The following is a 20,386-nucleotide window of genomic DNA, read 5'->3' on the forward strand; positions in this document are numbered from 1 at the left end:
CTCATCAGCATGCTGAAGAATGCGAAGCTTACGCGCGATCTCGCGTTGGTCCTTGTTCATGAACACCTCCTTCGTCCCAGAATTGGGAGCGTATGGGAGATGTCCCGCGAGTACCGACATATCTACACCGCCAATCCCCACACCTACCGGATATACGCTACAGGCTCCGATTCTTCTCCCGGCTTCTGGCGGCGTAGTGCAGTTAATGCCATAACAAAATCCGACTGTCGGTACTTGGTGAAACTGCGTCCTTTGGCCTCCATGAATACGATGGCGCAGGCTTGTGCGCTGGAGCCGAAGGGTTACCCTTCTCTTTAGCCGATTAAACGTTTCCTTCAATTGGGGGCTCTCGGAGGTCTTCGGTATGAAAGACGGCGCCGTCGGCATCGGACAACGACATCGCATCAGCAGACTGAGGCATGTTAAGGGTCCGAGCGAGGAGTTGAGCCTCCCGAATTGCGACCGCTCGACTCTCAGCTTCGATAATTTCGCTACCCACGACGGCGCGAGCGTCGTCACGTTCTCTGACGCGATAAAACAAAACGGTGATCTTCATCGCGACACCTCTTGCACAGCGAACGCGGCCAATTTGGAATTCAATGGGGTTAACCAAAGAAGTCGTAACCACATAACCATTTCATTCCGGATGGATTGTCTGCCAAACAAACGCATCTGTGATTTCGCGATCAATCGGAACCATCTGGTGTGTCGATGCCCCGACTCCGATTGCGGGAAGATGAATATAGGTTGCCGTCCTCAACCAGCCGACCTCAACATTGCCGCCTATCATGACTTCATCATGATCAACGCGATACTCACCGGCAGGCAGCGGAGAGGGAAAACCGGGAAGAGCAAAGGGTACTGAAAAACTGACGATGGTCTGCGTCGTACGGGTGGTCATGTGATCACTTTCGGTAGCGGTGGTACGAAGAGGCTATGCGCCCAACCGGGCGAACGGGCAACGTTTGAGATAGTACGCGAACGACACCATCCGACAGGGGACCGAATGACCGTACCAAGAATAGGGCATACGCGCTGCAGGGCTGTCCCTACGCTATTGCACAACTGCCTCACGGTGGACGATGGTCACGGCCACTCCGGGCTCGGCATCACGTATCTCGATTTCGCCGTTCAGGTTCTTGACCAGGGCCTCTACAATGCCCGACCCTAATCCCGCCTTGGGTGCATTGTGTCCCTTCGGTATTCCAATGCCATCGTCGATAACCGAAAGAGTCCAGTCACTTCCCGATGATTTATAGTCGATCAAGATTGTGCCGGCTCGCTCGTCGGGGAACGCGTGCTTGAGAGCATTGATGACAAGTTCGGTAACGATAAGCCCCAGACTAACCGAAACGCCCGCGTCTACGGCGCTATCATCGGCTGTCACCTGAATCGTGAGCCGGTCGGGATCGGCAATCATCGACGCGCCCAGGCTCTGGGAAAGCTGGGTAAAATAGGGAAGCAGTTCAACGTCGCCATCACCGGAAGTGGAGAGCTGGCGTTGCAGGGCTGCAATCGACATGACACGATGATGAGCGTTGTGGAGATGCCCGCGCGCTTCCTCAGACTGCACCCGGCGCGCGCTTTGCATCAGAACGCTCGCAATGATCTGGAGACTGTTTGCCACCCGGTGCTGGAGTTCTTGCATCAGTACGGCATTATCGTGAACGAGATTGTTTCTCAATCGGGTTTCGGTGCGCGTATCGGTAACATCTGTTATCGCCAGGAGCAGCCGAACGCGAGTCCTGTCGCCATCGTCAAGTATACGGGCGTGGGCGACCAGATTCCGTGTTTCCTGATTTTGTCGTTTGAGGTCGAATTCGTAGGCCTCGATTTCCGAGCTTCCCCCTGCCGTTACCTTTAGAAGCGATGTAAGCCGGGGCATCGACCACTCGCCGTCCCCCAGTTCGCTGAGTTGCTTTCTGGAAACGGTTCTTGGGTCGATCCCGAAAGCCCTGCAGAACGACGCGCTGGCTGCGATAACCTTCTGGTCGCTGGACAAGAGAAGCAACGGCTCAATTGAAGACACCACCACGGCAAGCGTGCTCGCTGCTTCGAAATGGTCGTCTGGTGATTGCGGCATAATGTTGGGCCCTTCTTACGGGCCGGAGACTCGCCACGCGAGTCATAGCTCGGCAACCAAGTAAAACGGTGAGTCCGGTTTGCCTTGATAATAGCTATCGTATCACAGTTGGCACTGCCAAGCGTAACATTTTCTTGCAGGTTGCAAGGCGACGAAATATCAGGTTCGGCACTTGGCTTTAGCTTCTCTGTGGATCAGAGCCCAGGGCATCGGAAAATAATTTTTACAACCTGATCGTTATTGCATCGGTAAATTGTTCGCTCCGATTGTGCTAGGAACAGCTCTGATTATCCTGTATAAGAGGGCGGAATAGAGGAACCGGAGAAAGGATCCTCGAAATGTTCTTTCAGCTTCAAATTGGTATCGTTGCCGGTTTTTTTGTCGGCATCGCCGTTGGTGTCAGTTTCGGCATCGACATGTTTGTCAGCATCGCCATGGGCACGGCAGCCGGGGCCCTGGCCGCCGGCATCGTTTGGCTCGCCCAGAACAAGATCTATAAGTCCTGATTTTTTCAAACGGTATAGTTTTCTTGGGGTTGCCAACCCCTCTCGGGCGCGCCTCAAGAACCGTGCGCTACCGATGATTGCTGCTTCAGAGACAATCGCAAAGGACCGACCAATGGCCAGCCAATACCGGAATATCTATAACTGGACGCCCTGGTTCGTGCTCCTGATCGTGGTGCTCGCGCTCGCCGGTACGGGACTGGCGAATAATTTGGGTTGGTTTCAAGGCACCATTGCGGCCACCGCCCAGTAACTCGCTGCGCGGTACTTTGCCGGCCCCGTTTAGGGCAGCGTCACTGCATTGTTTCTGGCAGGGACGCTCACCATTTGGAAAGAGCCCCGCGACCTTCTGGAACACCCGAAAACGTCGAGGGTCTGGAGAACGATCATGTTCAAATACGATATGGATGCCTCAATACCCAAGATTCTTGCCAGGTCAGAGTTACGCAACGCCTTGATGGATGAATGGCCCAGTCTTGCCTCGACAAACATCAACACCATCGTGACTGAGGCAGAATTGGTGGATGCGATCGCCTCATGCACTGGCCGCACGCCGACCGAGGCACGCGAGGCGGTTCGAAACTGGATGGAGCGCCAAGGCCTGCCTCCAATCGACTCTCGGGCCGATACGTCCCGCAAGCGTGCAACCGAAACCTGGGAGGACGAGGGCGGCGCGGGGCGTTCCGCAGGGACATAGCTGCCACCAACACCAACCGGCCTTTTACCATGAAACGCTTGCGTTCGGCTCGACGCTGAGCCGTGCGAGAACAAAAGAAAGCTGTACCCAAAATGTCCAAAAAAGATCGTCAAGCCTTGCGACTTGCCCACATGAACCCAGGCAACAATTTGCATAAGCAGCAAAAGAACACCAAAGTCGTTCAGACTCGGCGCAAATAGACCAAACTCGGCACCTCAGTCTTATACGACAGTGGCGCTGCCTTGTTGCCGCCTCCAATGAGGACCATCTCTATAGGCGAGAGCGCAGACTTGGAACGCAATATTTACGTTCCTTCAGGGCGCCATGCTCATCCGCTCTCGCGGGAGTTTCTTCCATGTTTGCTTATCAATCCGGCGAGCCTCTGGATGGGTCCAGAGCAAAAACGCTGTTGCGCACAAATGCACGCAAGCAATGGCCTTTCCTGACACCGCTCGACCTCACAATGATCAATTCCGAACAGCAACTCGTCACCATGGTGCGGGACCGAAGCGGAATAACCCATTCCCGGTCACAGTCCGAGGTCCATGCGTGGATGCAAAACCAAGGCGGACAAGTGTCAGATAAAGAATCTGACGCGCTTTCCCCACCTTTCAAGGCATAGGGGTTTTCACATCTGTTCGCGTCGTGACGCGAACGAAAGGACCCAAAAAATGCGTTCTGTCGCCGATCTGGTGTCGAGTATCCTTCATCGGCGATCACTTTGGGACGATCCGTCACCTGTCCGCGAAGAGCTGTTTGGGCTCGAGCGTCTGGAAGAGCATGCCGAGAGCCTGGCTCACGCGCAGACCGTTGCTTCCCGCACAGTCGGCGTACCCTCCCTCCATCGCCGGCTCGACGATAACGCCGCAACCTTACTCACCGCCTATCGCGCGAGCGCACTAGAAGTGGAGGGGGACCGAGGAGTCGTGCCAGCGGCTGAATGGTTGCTGGACAATTACCATCTCGTTGAGGCCCAGATACGCGAAATCCGCGAGGATCTGCCGCCTGGCTATTATCGGCAGCTACCCAAGCTCGCTGTGGGCCCTTTTGCCGGTTATCCGCGCGTCTTGGGCATCGCTTGGGCCTTCATCGCGCATACCGACAGCCATTTCGACCCCGAAACGCTGATACGGTTCGTTGCTGCCTACCAGCGTGTTCAGCCACTGACCATTGGCGAACTCTGGGCGATCGCCATCACGCTGCGGATAGTCCTTGTCGAGAATTTACGTCGGCTTGCCGACCAGATCACCACGGGACGAGCGGCCAGATCCGAAGCCAACGCCCTGGCAGACAGGTTGCTGGAAGCCGGCCCGGAGTCAGAGAAGTCCCTTCCACCCGCGTCCGAGCCTCTCTCGGAACGCTTTGCCGCCCAACTCGCCAAACGGCTGCGCGACTACGATCCCGACATCACACCCGCGCAAAGCTGGCTCGAGCAGCGCCTTGCGGCCCAAGGCACGTCAATCGAACTTGTTGTCCAGCATGCCCAGCAGCGACAGGGCGCATCCAACGTTACCATGCGGAATATAATCACAAGCATGCGGCTGATTTCCGATGTGGACTGGGCGGCCCTATTCGAAACAGTCAGCCATGTCGATGCGCGCCTGTCCTCGACCAGCGGGTTTGCCGAAATGGATTTTGCGACTCGAGACCTGTATCGCGCAGCCATCGAACAACTGGCGCGCGGTGCGCCGGGATCAGAACTCGATATTGCCTGCGAGGCATTGACGGCGGCCTGTGAGGCACGGGCACGAGCGAAGACGCCGACTGAAGCAGAACGCATGGGGGATCCAGGCTTTCATCTGATCGGCGAGGGCCGGAATGAGTTTGAAGCGCGCATCGGCTTTCGCGCTCCGCTGCAACTGCGGATAAGCCGTATCCCGGTCCGTTTGGGGCTCAAGGGCTATATGGCCGCGCTTGTGCTGATAACGACGCTCGTCATGGCGGCGGGTGTGTGGACACTTTTGACCTTGGGAGCGCCAACGCCTGCGCTGACTTTTTTTGCCATCGCCGCTCTTCTCCCTGCGACACAGATCGCCTTTGCTCTGGTCAATCGGGTCATTGCCGGTCACGTCGGCGCATCGGCACTACCCGGACTTGAACTGACCCAAGGCATACCGGCTTCCCATCGCACGCTGGTTGCCGTTCCCACACTTTTGACTACAGAGGCAGAGCTTTTCGAGCAGATTGAACGGCTTGAAGTTCACTACCTCTCTGGCGCGGAGGGTGATGTGTATTTCGCCTTGCTGGCCGATAGCGTGGATGCCCCCAGGGAGGTTATGGAGGGCGATACCACGCTGGCGGAAATCGCAATGGGTGCAATCTCCGCGCTCAATGTGCAGCATGGCCCAGGACCTGCGGGCGACCGCTTCACCTTTTTGCACCGACGACGCAAGTTCAATCCGGGCGAAAAGGTCTGGATGGGCTGGGAGCGCAAGAGGGGCAAGCTGCAAGAACTCAACCGACTGCTGCGCGGTGCTCTCGATACAAGCTTTATTTCAATGGATGGTGTGGGGCCGGGTGTTCCACCTGATGTGCGCTACGTCATAACGCTTGATGCCGATACGATGCTGCCGCGCGAAACCGTCCTGCGGCTCGTAGGCAAAATGTCCCATCCGCTCAACCGCCCCCGGTTCGATGCTGAGCGCGGGCTGGTTGTTGATGGCTACGCAATTCTCCAGCCCCGAATTACAGCGGCGCTGCCAGGTGCTGGAGTCGGATCGCTGTTCCAGCGCATCTTTTCGTCACCAGGCGGCATCGACCCTTACGCGGGCGCCATATCGGATGTCTATCAGGACCTTTTCGGGCAGGGCACGTACGCAGGCAAGGGCATTTATGATGTCGATGCCTTTGAGGCGGCGTTGGCCGGACGCATCCCCGAGAACACCCTTCTCAGCCATGACCTTCTGGAAGGTACTTTCGCCAGGGCGGGCCTGGCGTCCGATGTCGAAGTCGTTGAGGACTTTCCAGCACGTTACGATGTCGCGGCGCGACGCTCCCACCGCTGGACACGCGGCGACTGGCAATTGCTGCCCTGGATATTGAGCAGATCAGGGATCGGGGCGCTGGGACGCTGGAAGCTGATCGACAATCTTCGCCGAGCGCTCATTGCACCCTTTTCCGTTCTGGCGCTCGCTCTGGCATGCCTGCTGCCGCAACCTGCGGCATTCGGAGGGTTTGTGCTGATTGCCTTGGCCATCGCCATCCCTGCCTTTGTGCCCATTGCATCCTCGGTACTTCCCCGGCGCAATGGTCTGCATCTGCCGCATCATTTCATCAGCCTTGCCCAGGAAGCAAAACTTGCTGCCCTCCAATTTGCACTCAAGCTCGCTTTTCTCCCCGATGAAGCCTGGCGGAATCTCGATGCAATTGCGCGTACGCTATATCGGCTCTTGGTTTCACACAGCTTGCTTCTCGAATGGACAACCGCCGCGCAAGCCAGCCAAAGACCCCGCCTCACGGTCTCGGGATTCTACATCGACATGGCAGGCGGTACCTTAAGCGCAACGGCCCTGTTGATGGCTGCGCTCGTCTTCGCTCCAGACAACTGGCCGCTGATCACGCCGCTCGCCATGCTCTGGCTCGCGGCTCCGGCCATCGCACTTCTTGTCAGCCGCCCCGACCTCACCAGTCGGAGCACCCTGACTGCTTCCGAGGAAACAGAACTTCGATTGATTGCCCGTCGCACCTGGCGGTTTTTCGAGACGTTTGTGACAACCCGCGACAACATGCTGCCCCCAGACAACTTTCAGGAAACGCCCCGCCCGGCCATCGCGCACCGGACGTCGCCGACAAATATTGGTCTCTATCTGCTTTCGACCGTCGCCGCCCGCGATTTTGGGTGGTTAGGAACGCTTTCCACGATTGAACGACTCGAGGCCAGCTTTGCCTCTCTGGACAGACTGGCAAAGTTCAATGGGCATTTGTTCAATTGGTACGATACAGAGGACTTGCGCACGCTTGAGCCGGCCTATGTGTCTTCGGTCGATAGCGGGAATCTGGCGGGACATCTCATCGCTCTTGCCAATGCCTGCGAGGAATGGGTCGGCGCACCACTGCCAGATGACCGGACGGGTCTGATCGATACGCTCGCGCTGGCGCGACTGGCGCTGGCCGGTCAACAGGGAGAGGCGGGCGAGGCTCTGGTCCCGACTTTCGATGAAATCGAACTCCTGCTGGTTGGCAACCAGTCGATGCAAAGCGCAGCGCCGCCGCTTGGCCGCCTCGTCGACAAGGCCCTCAAGGTCGCTGGCGACTATGCGAGCGCGGACTCCGAACTGGTCTTCTGGATTAACGCCCTGGGGGAAACACTCGGACAGTTCACGCGGGATGCCGCGATCATCCGGACTGATACCACCCAAATCGATACCCGCCTTCGGGCACTCGCCAAGGCGGCGCGTGACATGGCACAGGGCATGGATTTCGCGTTCCTGCTCGATCCCGATCGCAAGCTGCTCTCGATCGGTTATTCCCTCCTCGACAACGGGCTGGATGCCAGTTGCTATGATCTGCTGGCATCTGAAGCGCGGCTGGCCAGCCTGTTCGCCATTGCCAAGGGCGATGCGCCGACCCGGCACTGGTTTCGGCTCGGGCGCACCGCAACCCCAATAGGTACTGCATCAGCGCTCGTCTCCTGGTCGGGATCCATGTTTGAGTATCTCATGCCCTCGCTGGTGATGCGGGCGCCTGATGGAAGCCTGCTGGAACGCACCAACCGCACTATCGTTGCGCGACAGATGGGGTATGCCGCAGAGCAAGGTGTGCCATGGGGGATTTCAGAGTCCGCATATAACGCCCGTGATCTGGAGTTCACCTATCAGTACTCCAATTTCGGCGTGCCCGGCCTCGGGCTCAAACGCGGGCTATCGGCCAATCTCGTCATCGCCCCCTATGCCACAGGGCTGGCAGCAATGGTCGATCCGCAGGGCGCCAGTGAGAACTACGCGCGCCTCACCGACATGGGCGCACTCGGACCTTACGGATTCTACGAAGCAATTGATTTCACCCCCGCGCGCGTTCCGCCCAAGGAAAAGTTTGCGATCGTTCGCAACGTGATGGCACACCATCAGGGCATGACCATCGTCTCGATTGTCAATTCGTTGCTCGACGGCCGTATGCGCGCCCGCTTCCATCGCGAACCGATGATCCGGGCAACCGAATTGCTTCTGGCCGAGAAACTGCCGCGTGACGTCGCCGTCGCCCATGAGCGCGCCAAAGAACTTGGCGTCCGCAACGAGGCGAACACCCAGGGATTTCCGACAGTACGTCGCCTTTCAAGCGTTGATTTCGACGCACCCGTCACGACCCATATGTTGTCGAACAGCCGCTACGCTGTAATGGTCACCGCGGCGGGCGCAGGGTTCAGCCGCTGGCGCGATATCGCGATCACACGCTGGCGCGAAGATGCCACGAAAGACGATTGGGGTAGTTTCGTCTATCTCAAGGACACGCAGACAGGCACGTCATGGTCGCCTGGCGTCCAGCCATTGGCCGGAAAACCCGATGCCCATAGCGTGGTCTTTGGTGAAGACCACGCTGAGTTTCTCCGCCGCGACGGTACGCTCACCACTGCGATGGAGTTGCTGGTCTCGGGTGAGGATGACGGGGAGGTGCGCCGCGTTTCCCTGACCAATTCCGGCCGCCAGACGCGAGAGATCGAATTGACCTCCTATGCCGAACTGGTACTGGCCAGTGCCGCGTCGGACAGTGCCCATCCGGCCTTTTCCAAGATGTTCGTCATCACCCAATATCTGCCCGAATTCGGCGCACTGGTTGCAACGCGACGCCAGCGCAATCCCCAAGACCCCGAAGTCTGGGCCGGTCACTTCGCCGTGGTCGAGGGCGAGATCATTGGCGAACCCCAATATGAATCCGACAGGGCGCGCTTTGTCGGCCGCGACCGTACAATATCCGATCCCGCCGCGATTGCAGAAGGCGGCACGCTCTCCAATACAGTGGGCACCGTGCTCGATCCCGTATTCTCGTTACGCCACCATGTTCGCATCAAGCCAGGGAAGTCCGTCCGCATCGCATTCTGGACCCTTGTCGCATCGTCGCGCGAAAAGCTTATCGAGTTGATCGACAGTCACAATGATCGCAATGCGTTCGAGCGCGCCAAGACTCTGGCCTGGACCCAGGCTCAGGTGCAGCTCTATCACTTGGGTATAAGTTCCCAGCAGGCAGCCGACTTTCAGCGCCTAGCAGCCCCCATTCTCTATGCCGATTCCTCCTTCCGCATCCCTGCCAAGACCATTGCACAAGCTTTAGGTGCACAATCAAAGCTCTGGGCCTATGGGATTTCGGGCGATCTGCCGCTCGTGGTGCTGCGCATCGAAGATGTCGAGGATATGGGACAGGTGCGCGAACTGCTCCGGGCGCACGAATATTGGCGTATGAAGGGGCTGGCGGTGGATCTGGTCATCGTCAACGAGCGCGCAGCGTCCTATGTCCAGGATCTCCAGAGCGCCATCGAAGTTGCGGTACGCACCAGTCAATCGCGTCCCCGCTTCAGCGAAACGCCAGCGCAAGGGGTCGTGCATGTCCTACGGGCGGACATGATGGCGACTGAGACCCGTGACCTTGTCTATGCTGCCGCGCGAGTCATGTTGCTGGCACGCCATGGCCCGATCGCCGACCAGCTTGCCCGCAATGTCCTGCCCCACGAAAGCCGTACTGCGGCCAGATGGCCACCGCTTGCTTCAGCCGAACCGGAACATGTCGACATGCCGACCGGCCTTGAATTTTTCAACGGATTGGGTGGGTTCGACAAGAACGGGACCGAATATGTAACTGTGCTTGACGCTGGACGATCGACCCCGGCACCCTGGATCAATGTCATCGCCAATTCCGGCTTCGGATTTCAGGTATCAGCAAGCGGCGGCGGCTATAGCTGGGCTGACAACAGCCGCGAAAACCAGCTTACCCCCTGGTCCAACGATCCTGTAGGCGATCCCAACGGCGAGGCCATCTATATCCGTGACGAAGAAAGCGGAGCACTGTGGTGCCCTACCGCCCAGCCCGTCCGCAACAAAGGGCGCTACATTGCCCGTCATGGCTTTGGGTACAGTTCCTTTGCACACCGCGCGCATGGAATTGAAAGCCTGCTCACCCAGTTTGTCCCGCTCGACGATCCGATCAAGGTTTCGCGCCTCAAGCTGACCAACCACTCAAACAAGATCCGCCAGCTTACCGTCACTGCATATACCGAGTGGGTGCTCGGCACCCAGCGCGGGCCCAATGCTCCCTTCATCACCACCGACATCGATGCGGCAACCAGCGCGATCCTGGCACGCGACAGATGGAGTACCCAGTTCCCTGATCGCGTGGCCTTCGCTGATCTGGGTGCGGAGACAACGGATTGGACTACTGACCGCGCCGAATTTCTGGGCCGGCATGGCACCAGAGCGGCGCCGCTTGCGCTGAAAAATACCGCCCGGCTTTCCCGAACGGTGGGTGCGGGCCTTGATCCTTGCGCTGTCCAACAGATGCAGGTCTCGCTCCAACCCGGGCAGTCGTGTGAAATCGTATCGCTCCTGGGCCAGAGCGGAACCGCCGAGGAGGCCAGTTCGCTGGTGGCGCGCTACCGTGATGCCGACACCGAGGCACTGCTGGCGGAAATTTCTGCCTACTGGCGCGAGCTACTGGGCACGATCGAGGTCAAAACCCCCGACCGGGCAATGGATATCATGCTCAATGGCTGGCTGCTCTATCAGACGCTTGCTTGTCGCATCACGGCCCGTTCGGCCTTTTATCAAGCCAGTGGCGCCTACGGCTTTCGTGACCAGCTCCAGGATGGCATGGCGCTGACTTTTGCCCGACCCGAACAGACCCGCCACCACATCCTGCGCGCCGCAGGGCGACAGTTTGTCGAGGGCGACGTCCAGCACTGGTGGTTGCCCCATTCGGGCCAGGGCGTGCGGACGAGAATTTCGGACGATCGCGTATGGCTGGCCTTGGCCACCGCCACCTACATCTCGGTTGCGGACGATCCCGGCATCCTTGATGAAACCGTGCCTTTTCTCGAGGGTCAGCACCTGGCCGAAGGCGAGCACGATGCTTTTTTCATCCCCCAACAGGCCGGAGAAACCGGGTCTCTTTTCGACCATTGCACCCGCGGACTCGATCAGGCCATCGCGCTGATCGGCAAACACGGCCTGCCGCTCATGGGCACCGGCGACTGGAACGACGGCATGAACCGGGTGGGTGAAGGCGGCAAAGGCGAGAGCGTTTGGCTCGGCTGGCTCCTCGTCAGCGCAATCAACAAATTCGTGCCCCTGACTCAAGCCCGCGATCCGCAGAGGGCCGCACGGTGGCAGAACCACGCCAATAAATTACGCAAGGCTCTCGAAACCCACGCCTGGGACGGCCAATGGTATCGTCGGGCCACCTTCGATGACGGCACCTGGCTTGGCTCGGCACAGAACGAGGAATGCCGGATCGATTCCATCGCGCAGACCTGGGCGGTGCTCTCGGGCGCTGCCGATCCCGAGCGGGCCGCCGTCGCAATGGCATCGCTTGAGAAGCACCTGATCCGCAAGGAAGACGGGTTGGCGCTGCTCTTTACACCTCCCTTCGACAAGACCGCCCACGATCCCGGTTACATAAAGGGCTATCCTCCGGGCCTTCGGGAGAACGGCGGGCAGTACAGCCATGCTGCCATGTGGGCAATTCTCGCCTTCGCCAGGCAGGGCGATGGAAAAACCGCCCTTGATCTGTTTGCCATGCTAAATCCGATCAATCACGCTGACACCGCAGAAGCGACAGACCGCTACAAGGTCGAACCCTATGTTGTTGCGGCCGACGTCTATTCGGTGGCCCCTCACATAGGACGGGGCGGTTGGACATGGTATACCGGTTCGGCTGGCTGGATGTATCGCGCAGGAATCGAGGGTATCCTCGGGATAACGCGACGGGGCAATATGCTGATCATCGATCCCGTGCTGCCCCCCGATTGGCCGGGTTTTGAGGCCAGCATAAGACTGGGCGCCAGCGAGTACGACATTTCCGTCACCCAGGTGGACCCGGGCGCAACAAGGCGCGTGAGTCTTGATGGTAAGGATGTGACCGTCGACAGCAAGGACATTCGGGTACCGCTCGATGGCAGCGCACATACGCTTGCAATTGCTTTGCAACCAACAACTGTCTGATCGGTCCCGGACCTTGTTTATTGGGCTGGGAGCGCCCATATAATAGTTACGTTCTCAGCCGATCACCGGCTGTTTCCTGACCGGCCTGCCGGGACGGGACCAACTCTTGATTTTTTGAAGACGTTGCCAATCCGGCCCGCGTGTTGCGGACCGGAAACACGCCCGCACGTCCACCGGACCGGGCAATACAAATGGACACACTCATGATCAATGGTACCGTCAAGTTCTTCAATAGCGCCAAAGGCTTTGGCTTCATCACGCCTTCTGATGGAAACAAAGACGCCTTCGTTCACATTTCGGCGCTGGAAAGCGCTGGCATTTCCACACTCACTGAAGGTCAGGCTGTAACCTACGAGTTGGAAAATGGTCGAGACGGCAAGGTAGCAGCGGTCAGTATTCGCCTTGCTTAACTGTTCAACCGGGATCGCCCACGTGATCTCGGACCCTCCAAAGCCAAAGAAGCCGGTTTGATGACAAATACACCACTTGTCCCGGTTGAAAGCCGGTCAGCGGTCCCGCGCACGCAGGGTATTGATCGACTTGCGGCCATCCGCAAAGGTTTGGGCGATCGCAAACGCCTTTTGAGGGCCACCCAAAGCATCGAGCGGCTTGCCAAGCGGCAGGCCTCCGCCCGCGAATTGGAGCAGCGATCATGATAAATAGCCCCCCAGCATTCGACTATTCCGCCCCGGCCGAACTCTACACAGGCAAACGCTCCAGGCGTTTGGGCAAAGTTCGTTATCAGCGGTTCGAAAGCGCTGCACGGGCGCTTCAATACGCCATCGAAGCGATGCCGCGCGAAACCTTGGCTGATGCAGTTCTCGAAATCGACGAGCAACGTTTCGGGCCTGTCGAAATCGCTGCCCTCTACGAGCACCCGGCCAATCCGCTCGGCTCATCCACAGTCAACCAAAGGATCTAGTCATGCGTCCATACAGCAAGATCATTCCGTTCCCCGTCCGTGTCGTGCCTATAGCCAAATTCAGCTCTGCTGAGTATCCCAAACTGGCTCATGCGCTCGGAACTCACAACGGCGACCATCTATCTCCCGCGCTCGAAACATCATTGGCATGGTCAGACGCCCTGGGGGATACGCCATGGCATTGACCTTTCCAAACCCGAGCCGCGCTTTCCAGGAGGCGCGCAAAGCCGTTGGTTTTACCGGTTATGACGGCATGTTTGAGATACAGTTCTTCGTCGAGGTCGACGCGTTGGCCAGTCTTGGAGCCGTGCAGCACACCCCTACAACACCTGAATCCCGTTGGCTTGCCGCATTTGACGCGATGCGTGCTTCAATTCTCGACGTTGCGCGCGAAGCTCACGCCAATTCTCGTCGGACCTACTACACCTTGACCGCCTCCGACTTTCGTTGACAACCGCGGATGCAGAAGTAACTTTTTGCTTGCCCTCTCTGCCCCACCCCATAGCCTACGGTGCCTAGAGACTAGCGAGACATCCTCTTGGGAAGCTCTCGGGAATATAATATCCCGGCCTAGAAGGAGCCGGTAAGCAATCGGAAAGACCTCTTGGTCAAGCGACGAACAGGGGTTTCGTCGGTTCAAAGCGCGGGCCTATATTGCCTTGTTTCATATTGGTCGCTGCCCGGGCACTCTTGTCGCATATAGGTTGTGTTGGCCTCCCTGATTAAGCTGGGAGAAGTCGAAACTGGCAAAGGCGGACTATCTAAATGTCAGCACCTACCGCTCAGGGGATCAGCTTCGTTGCCATGCTTGTCATCGTAACGGCAACCTTCGTCTGGCTGATGGTACCGTTCCATGGCGCCGTATTGTGGGCTGTCATTCTGGCGATCCTCTTCAATCCGCTTCACCGCAAGCTTGTCCAGCGTCTGGGAGCGCGGAGGAATTTGGCGGCGGCAATCACTACCTTTGCTTGCATCTGCATCGTCCTCATACCGGGATCAATGGTCTTGGCAGCCCTCACCCGGGAAGCGAACAATCTGTACACTCGCGTCAGCGATCCGGATTTTGATGCCGTCTCCATCTTCGAGCGGTTTCATGCCGGAATGCCTTCTTTCCTCGTTGAGGCCTTGTCGGCTTTCAATCTAAGCGAATTCCACGAAATCCAATCGCGCCTGACGGCGTTTCTGGGAGAGGCGGCGCAGACCATCGCGACCAGCGCTTTGACCATCGGGCAGAGCATGGCTCATTTGCTCGTCAGCCTGGGCGTGATGCTCTACGTGCTCTTCTTCATGTTCAGGGATGGCTCCCGACTGGCGATCGTAATCCGCAAAGCCAGCCCGCTCAGCGACTATCAGACAGAGCACGTATTGCGTAAGTTCACTACCGTGGTGAAATACACTGTCCGGGGCAACGTCATCATCGCTGTGATACAGGGGGGTATCGGAGGGGTGACTTTTTGGCTGCTCGGTATCGAAGCGGCAATCCTGTGGGGCGTCCTGATGGCCGCTCTCTCGCTCCTTCCCGCGGTTGGAGCCTTGCTGGTCTGGGCGCCGACTTCGGCCTACCTGCTCCTTTCGGGGCAAGTTAGTCAAGGTATCATCCTGCTGGCGGTCGGTGTTTTGATCCTGAGCACGATCGACAATCTCCTGCGGCCGCCGCTGGTGGGCCAGGGAACGAAACTGCCCGACTACATGGTGCTCGTGTCCACGCTGGGCGGTCTGTCGTTGTTCGGCATCAACGGGTTCGTCATCGGGCCTCTGATTGCGGCCCTGTTTGTGGCTTTTTGGTCGCTGTACACGGATGAGCACTCAGGCTCGGTCGACGGACAGCTCATGGTGGATTCCAGTGTCGATCAGGTTGCGAATACGCGCGCCTCCACGAGGAGATCTTCCCGATCCAGCAAAACTCGGCGTGTTCGGAAATGACCGAGATTCCATCTCATTAGACTGACTCCATACAATCTCCGTAAGAGAGCCGAACGCGCAATGCAGAGGCAGCATTGCCGCCGCAAAGGCACCATGCGGTTTCGCTGCGCCTTTCGCCACCGGCAAGCTGCGTTTACCCTGGTGTCGGACCCCTGATATATGGCGCAGGAGCATGAGGGCGGCGAATTCCGAGCTGCCCCCCTTCGCCGGACTGCCCATCCATTTGTGCGACGCAGCAACGATCGCGCTGCAGGTGCGTTATTCCATATCGTCGGCCATTTCGGCCCCGTCCCAGAGGACTTCGCATGAACGGTCTATACCGCAGGTTTGCGTTGGCGGCTGCCTTCCGGCGGCACGGATGAGGCTGGCGATCCACCATGGGACGACCTACCGCTACGTGCGTCCTGTTGTGCTCCGGCCGCACCGCATGATGCTGCGCCCGCGCGGCAGCCATGACATCGCCCTGTTGTCGAGTGCGCTGTTCTGTTCGCCCTTTGCAGAACTTGAGTGGACGCAGGACATCTTCGGAAACCTGATCGCCACCGGCATTTTCTCCGAGCCGACCGCTGAACTTGTCATCACGAGCGAATTCACGGTGGAGCAGTCGGCGGCGACGTGGCCGGTGTTCCGGATTGCGCCCGACGCGCACTCCTTCCCGTTCGCCTATTCTTCCGACGAGTTGGCCGATCTGGGCGCCTTGCGCATTCCAGAGCAAGGCGACCCCAAGGGACGGATGAAGGCATGGGCGCGCGCCTTCGTTCGCGGTGCGTCGACGGACACGCTTTCGCTGCTGAAAGACCTAAATGCCGGCATCCTCGACTCGGTGGCATATCGGGTGCGCGACGAAGAAGGGACGCAGACGTCGCTGGAAACGCTGGCGCTGGCGAGCGGCTCATGCAGGGACATCGCCGCGCTGTTCATTGACGCGCTCCGTCATCTCGGCTTCGGTGCCCGCGCCGTCTCGGGTTATCTGTTCGACGCGCAGCAAAGCGCCGACGATCCGGGCTCGACCCATGCCTGGGCGGAGGTCTATCTTCCTGGCGCGGGATGGATCGCATTCGACCCGACGCATCGGCGTCTCGGCGGAGCCAACCTCATCCCGGTAGCCGTCGCCCGCAGCAATCGCCAGATCATGCCGATCGTCGGCGGCTATGTCGGGGCGTCAGCGGATTTCCTCAGCATGGATGTCGCCGTCAGGGTAAGGCCAGCATCATAGCGATTGCACTGCGGCTCGTAACGGAGGCAGGCTTGTGGAACCCCGGCGTCCGCGTCTGCCAGCACCTCCGGCGCGCTCATCAGAGGTTCCAGAGCAGGCAGCCGTGAGACCCGGATCTATGCTTCGGCCTGGTCAGGAAGGACCGCTGAGCGCGTATCGCTTCGTCCGTCGCGTAGGGAAAGCTCGAAAGTGTTGCGCTCGGCGTGATCACGCCGATGCCTTGTCGAGTGCATGCTCGATCGGTCATCATCCCGAAGCCCGAGCCGCAGATCGCCTCGAGGTCATTGTAAAGGTCGCTGGCCGCTTTCTGGCGATGGCGCGCAGGGTCGGCTGGCTGGCCAGAGCGTGATGGCCGCACTCACAGTCGCTCTTGCTGTCCTTATGGTCGACTCGGCACGTGAAACAAATGAACGATTTTTAATGGTCGTGACCGAAATTCGACATGGCCGCATGAGTCGGACAGCAATATGGTAGCGCTTCGTATTGAACTCCCGCACAAGAATTCCGCTTCAAATTCAGTTAGTTGACGCTAAAGAGTCTCTTTGAAAAGCCAACAGCAATGAACAAAATAGAAATTTTCCTAAAGAAATCAAATCTGTAGAAGAAATAATTGGTAGCGGAGGAGGGACTTGAACCCCCGACACGCGGATTATGATTCCGCTGCTCTAACCAGCTGAGCTACTCCGCCCCAGGAAGTCATCCGCCCCGAGATAGGGGCGGCAGAGGCATGGCGCTTATTATGGAGCGCGGCGGGGTCTGTCAAGCGCATCGCGCACTGCATCGCGTGCCTTCACGGGGCACATCCGGACCGGTCCCGTTCACCCAAACCGAATGATCAATTCGATTTGCCGCAGTGTTGAAGCGCGCAAGGACTATCTATGTTATGCGGGAAATGAACATCAAGGATGGGAGGCCGCAATGGCACTCGATCTCACCGGATTGCATCACCTCACGGCCGTCACGGCAGATGCCCGGGAAAACCTCCGCTTTTATACGCAGGTTCTCGGCCTGCGGCTGGTCAAGCGCACCGTCAACCAGGACGATACTACCGCCTACCACCTCTTTTATGGTGATGGTAAAGCATCCCCAGGCTCCGATATCACCTTTTTCGATTGGCCCACCGCCCCCGAGCAGCGCGGCACCCATTCGATCGTTCGCACCGCCTTCCGCGTCGAGGGCGAGGCTGCACTCGCATGGTGGAAGTCCCACCTCGAGGCCAACGGCGTTACAACTTCAGAAATCGCCGAGCGTGCCGGGCATATGTCCCTCGATTTCGAGGACTCCGAAGGTCAGCGCCTGCGGCTGGTCAACGATACGCGCGCCGGCGGCGCCCACCCATGGACCAAAAGCCCCGTGCCGAAAGAGCGCCAGATCAAGGGCCTCGGCCCCATCACCATGAGCGTACCCGATCTGCGCCGCACCGAACCGGTGCTGACCACGGTGATGAACATGCGCAAGGTGCGCACGCACGCCGCGAGTGCAGAGCAAGGGGAGGTGCACGTCTTTGCGATGGGCGACGGCGGCGCCTCGGCCGAGTTGCACGTCGCGGTCGAGCCCGACCTGCCGTTCGCCCGCCCCGGCGCGGGGGGCGTCCATCACGTCGCCTTCCGTACCCCGGACAAAAAGCAGTTCGACCAGTGGGTCGCGCGCGCGCAGCAGGCGGGGCTCAGGTCGTCAGGCGAAGTCGAGCGCTATTATTTCACCTCCCTCTATTTCAGGGAGCCGAACGGCATCCTTTTCGAGATTGCCACTGATGGCCCAGGCTTCGATGTCGACGAACCGCTCGAAACTCTGGGCGAAAACCTCGCGCTCCCGCCCTTCCTCGAACCCAAGAGGGGGCAGATCGAAGCGGGGCTAAAGCCCATCGATTAAAAAAAGGCCCGGGATCGCTCCCGGGCCACGTTCTTTCCAGGCGATGAAAGTCAATCGAGGCTTGCCGCAATATCGACCAGCCGGAGGAACTCGCTGCGCCGCCCCGAAGCGTCCTCGCCACGGGCAAATAAGGCCAGCGCCCGGATGTCGTCCCAGCTCATTGCCGCCAGATGGCCGGATCCGCGTAGCTTCTGGCCAAATGCCGCCACCGCGGTTGCAAACCGCATGTCTTGTGGAGCGTCAGCAATAGCCCGATATTGCCCGGCAACCGGGATCGGCGCTTCGATCAACTGGCTCACCTCGGAATCGGGCGCCTTGTAACGGATTTTCAGGAACCCGAATTCATCGTCCTCACCCAATGCCGGCGCAGCCGCGTTCTCGCCGTACCGCAGCGGATCGACCGACCCGCGAGCACCCGCAGGCACGATCTCGTAGATCGCGGTCACCGAGTGCCCCGCACCCACATCGCCCGCGTCCACCGCATCGTTGTTGAAATCCTCGCGGTTGAGCGCGCGGGTCTCGTACCCGATCAGCCGGTATTCCGAGACCGCTGCGGGATTGAACTCGACCTGCACCTTGACGTCTTTCGCGACCATCAGCAGCGTCCCGCCCAGCTCCTCGACCAAAACCTTGCGGGCTTCCGAAAAGCTGTCGATATAGGCCGCTGTCCCGTTCCCTGCCTGGGCCAGCGACTGCATGGTAGCGTCGTTGTAATTGCCCATCCCGAACCCCAGCACGGAAAGAAAGATCCCCTTGCGGCGCTCGCCCTCGATCAACCGCTCGAGACCATCGGGATCGGATATCCCCACATTGAAATCCCCGTCGGTCGCCAGCAGCACGCGGTTGGTCCCGCCCTCGATCATTGCGTCCTGCGCCAGCCGGTAGGCCGCCTCGATGCCCTGCGCACCCGCAGTCGAGCCCCCCGGCTGTAGATTTTCGAGTGCGGCAAGTATTTTGCGCTTTTCAGCCCCGCTGGTCGGTTCGAGCACCACCCCGGCCGCCCCGGCGTAGGTGACAATCGAAACCGTGTCGTCTGCGCTCAACTCGTTGACGAGCAGCGCAAAGGCCCGCTTCAAGAGCGGCAGCCGGTCCGGCTCATCCATAGAACCCGAAGTATCGATGAGGAAGACGAGATTGGCCGGCGGCACCTCGCTGATATCGACGTCCTGGGCCCTAATCCCGATATGGACCAGCCGGCTCTCGGCGTTCCACGGTGAGGGGTGCACTGCAATCGTCGGCAGGAAGGGCGCGCCCCCCGCTTCAGGTGCCGGATAGTCATAGGAGAAATAGTTGATGAGCTCCTCGACCCGGATCGCATCGGCGGGCGGGATCTGCCCCATCTCCAGCACGCGCCGCATATAAGCATAGGAGGTGGTATCGACATCGATCGAGAAGGTTGAAACCGGCTCATTGGCGGTGAGTTTCACCCCGCCCTCGTCGAACGCGGTGAACCGGTCACCATCGCCTGCCTTGGTTTCATACAACCCCGTCCGCGCAAAACCGCCCGCCGGCATGGGCGCGCTCGAAAAAGTCGGGCTCGCCGCCGTCTGCTCCATAGCCACATTGCCAAGGCTCTCAGCCACCGGCGCGGGAATAGCCGCGGGTGCGGTTGGGAATTCCTGGGCCTGCCGTGTTTGCACATTCGCTACTTCCATTTCCCCTGCCCCATCCGCACTCGTGATCGGCGGCAGAGAGGGCATCGAAAGCTCGACGGGCGTCAGCGCCGTCTGGTTGAGGAAATACCAGCCCATCGGAACGACAAGCAGGGCAGCGACGGTGGCGCCAAGGGGAACGCGAATATCCATGGTCCAATTCCTTTTCCATCTGGACGTAATGGACCTGAGACGCGCGGCCGTCCCGCCGCCTTGGGCGGATTCCGAATTTTTTTTCTGATTCTTTTCGCTTTCCTCGGCCTGTGCGGCATCGAAAGCCGCCATCGCCGCATCGAGTGCCCGCGTACGCGCTGCTCCTGAAGGCTCCGGAGCCTCGATATTTTTCAGCGATTTCAGGAACTCGTCGTTCATCGG

The 20,386-nt window shown here is 59.2% G+C and carries 14 protein-coding genes and 1 tRNA gene; 11 read left to right on the forward strand and 4 right to left on the reverse strand.

The window, feature by feature from the left end; genetic code table 11:
* Positions 1-637 precede the first annotated feature (637 nt).
* Together I2G20_RS14420 and I2G20_RS14425 are read right to left on the reverse strand one after the other, a co-directional pair.
* The gene (locus tag I2G20_RS14420) at positions 638-901 is read right to left on the reverse strand and encodes a hypothetical protein (RefSeq protein ID WP_196260447.1); all 264 of its coding nucleotides are present in this window, start codon (positions 899-901) and stop codon (positions 638-640) included.
* A gap of 153 nt (positions 902-1,054) precedes the next feature.
* Entirely contained in the window at positions 1,055-2,083 is a 1,029-nt protein-coding gene (locus I2G20_RS14425; protein ID WP_196260448.1) for a sensor histidine kinase, read from the reverse strand.
* A 338-nt stretch (positions 2,084-2,421) separates the two neighbouring features.
* On the opposite strand from I2G20_RS14425, the gene I2G20_RS14430 reads away from it, so the two are divergent.
* The 10 genes from I2G20_RS14430 to I2G20_RS14475 all read left to right on the forward strand — a co-directional run bounded on the left by I2G20_RS14430 (position 2,422) and on the right by I2G20_RS14475 (position 16,487).
* Positions 2,422-2,589, forward strand: coding sequence for a hypothetical protein (locus I2G20_RS14430; RefSeq protein ID WP_196260449.1), 168 nt, complete (start codon positions 2,422-2,424; stop codon positions 2,587-2,589).
* 112 nt (positions 2,590-2,701) lie between these two features.
* Positions 2,702-2,839, forward strand: coding sequence for a Sec-independent protein translocase family protein (locus I2G20_RS14435; RefSeq protein ID WP_196260450.1), 138 nt, complete (start codon positions 2,702-2,704; stop codon positions 2,837-2,839).
* Between the two features lie 135 nt (positions 2,840-2,974).
* Entirely contained in the window at positions 2,975-3,283 is a 309-nt protein-coding gene (locus I2G20_RS14440) for a hypothetical protein (protein WP_196260451.1), read from the forward strand.
* 355 nt (positions 3,284-3,638) lie between these two features.
* Positions 3,639-3,905, forward strand: a complete 267-nt coding sequence (locus I2G20_RS14445; RefSeq protein ID WP_196260452.1) for a CsbD family protein — start codon at positions 3,639-3,641, stop codon at positions 3,903-3,905.
* A gap of 49 nt (positions 3,906-3,954) precedes the next feature.
* Complete coding sequence (locus I2G20_RS14450) at positions 3,955-12,426, forward strand: glycoside hydrolase family 94 protein (protein ID WP_196260453.1); 8,472 nt, start codon at positions 3,955-3,957, stop codon at positions 12,424-12,426.
* A gap of 203 nt (positions 12,427-12,629) precedes the next feature.
* A complete protein-coding gene (locus tag I2G20_RS14455) occupies positions 12,630-12,836 on the forward strand; it encodes a cold-shock protein (RefSeq protein WP_196260454.1) in 207 nt (68 codons plus the stop codon).
* Between the two features lie 242 nt (positions 12,837-13,078).
* Positions 13,079-13,348, forward strand: a complete 270-nt coding sequence (locus I2G20_RS14460) for a hypothetical protein (RefSeq protein WP_196260455.1) — start codon at positions 13,079-13,081, stop codon at positions 13,346-13,348.
* 175 nt (positions 13,349-13,523) lie between these two features.
* The gene (locus tag I2G20_RS14465) at positions 13,524-13,799 is read left to right on the forward strand and encodes a DUF1488 family protein (protein WP_196260456.1); all 276 of its coding nucleotides are present in this window, start codon (positions 13,524-13,526) and stop codon (positions 13,797-13,799) included.
* A 314-nt stretch (positions 13,800-14,113) separates the two neighbouring features.
* A complete protein-coding gene (locus tag I2G20_RS14470; RefSeq protein ID WP_196260457.1) occupies positions 14,114-15,271 on the forward strand; it encodes an AI-2E family transporter in 1,158 nt (385 codons plus the stop codon).
* Between the two features lie 358 nt (positions 15,272-15,629).
* The gene (locus I2G20_RS14475; protein ID WP_196260458.1) at positions 15,630-16,487 is read left to right on the forward strand and encodes a transglutaminase family protein; all 858 of its coding nucleotides are present in this window, start codon (positions 15,630-15,632) and stop codon (positions 16,485-16,487) included.
* A gap of 611 nt (positions 16,488-17,098) precedes the next feature.
* On the opposite strand, the gene I2G20_RS14480 is transcribed toward I2G20_RS14475, so the two are convergent.
* Positions 17,099-17,175, reverse strand: a tRNA-Met gene (locus I2G20_RS14480).
* Positions 17,176-17,405: 230 nt separating this feature from the next.
* On the opposite strand from I2G20_RS14480, the gene I2G20_RS14485 reads away from it, so the two are divergent.
* The gene (locus I2G20_RS14485; RefSeq protein ID WP_196260459.1) at positions 17,406-18,359 is read left to right on the forward strand and encodes a ring-cleaving dioxygenase; all 954 of its coding nucleotides are present in this window, start codon (positions 17,406-17,408) and stop codon (positions 18,357-18,359) included.
* A 50-nt stretch (positions 18,360-18,409) separates the two neighbouring features.
* Here the strand turns inward: I2G20_RS14485 and I2G20_RS14490 are convergent, their stop codons facing one another.
* Entirely contained in the window at positions 18,410-20,383 is a 1,974-nt protein-coding gene (locus I2G20_RS14490; protein ID WP_196260460.1) for a vWA domain-containing protein, read from the reverse strand.
* Between the last annotated feature and the right edge of the window lie 3 nt (positions 20,384-20,386).

The sequence above is a fragment of the Pelagibacterium limicola genome (assembly GCF_015694405.1).
Lineage (GTDB): Bacteria > Pseudomonadota > Alphaproteobacteria > Rhizobiales > Devosiaceae > Pelagibacterium > Pelagibacterium limicola.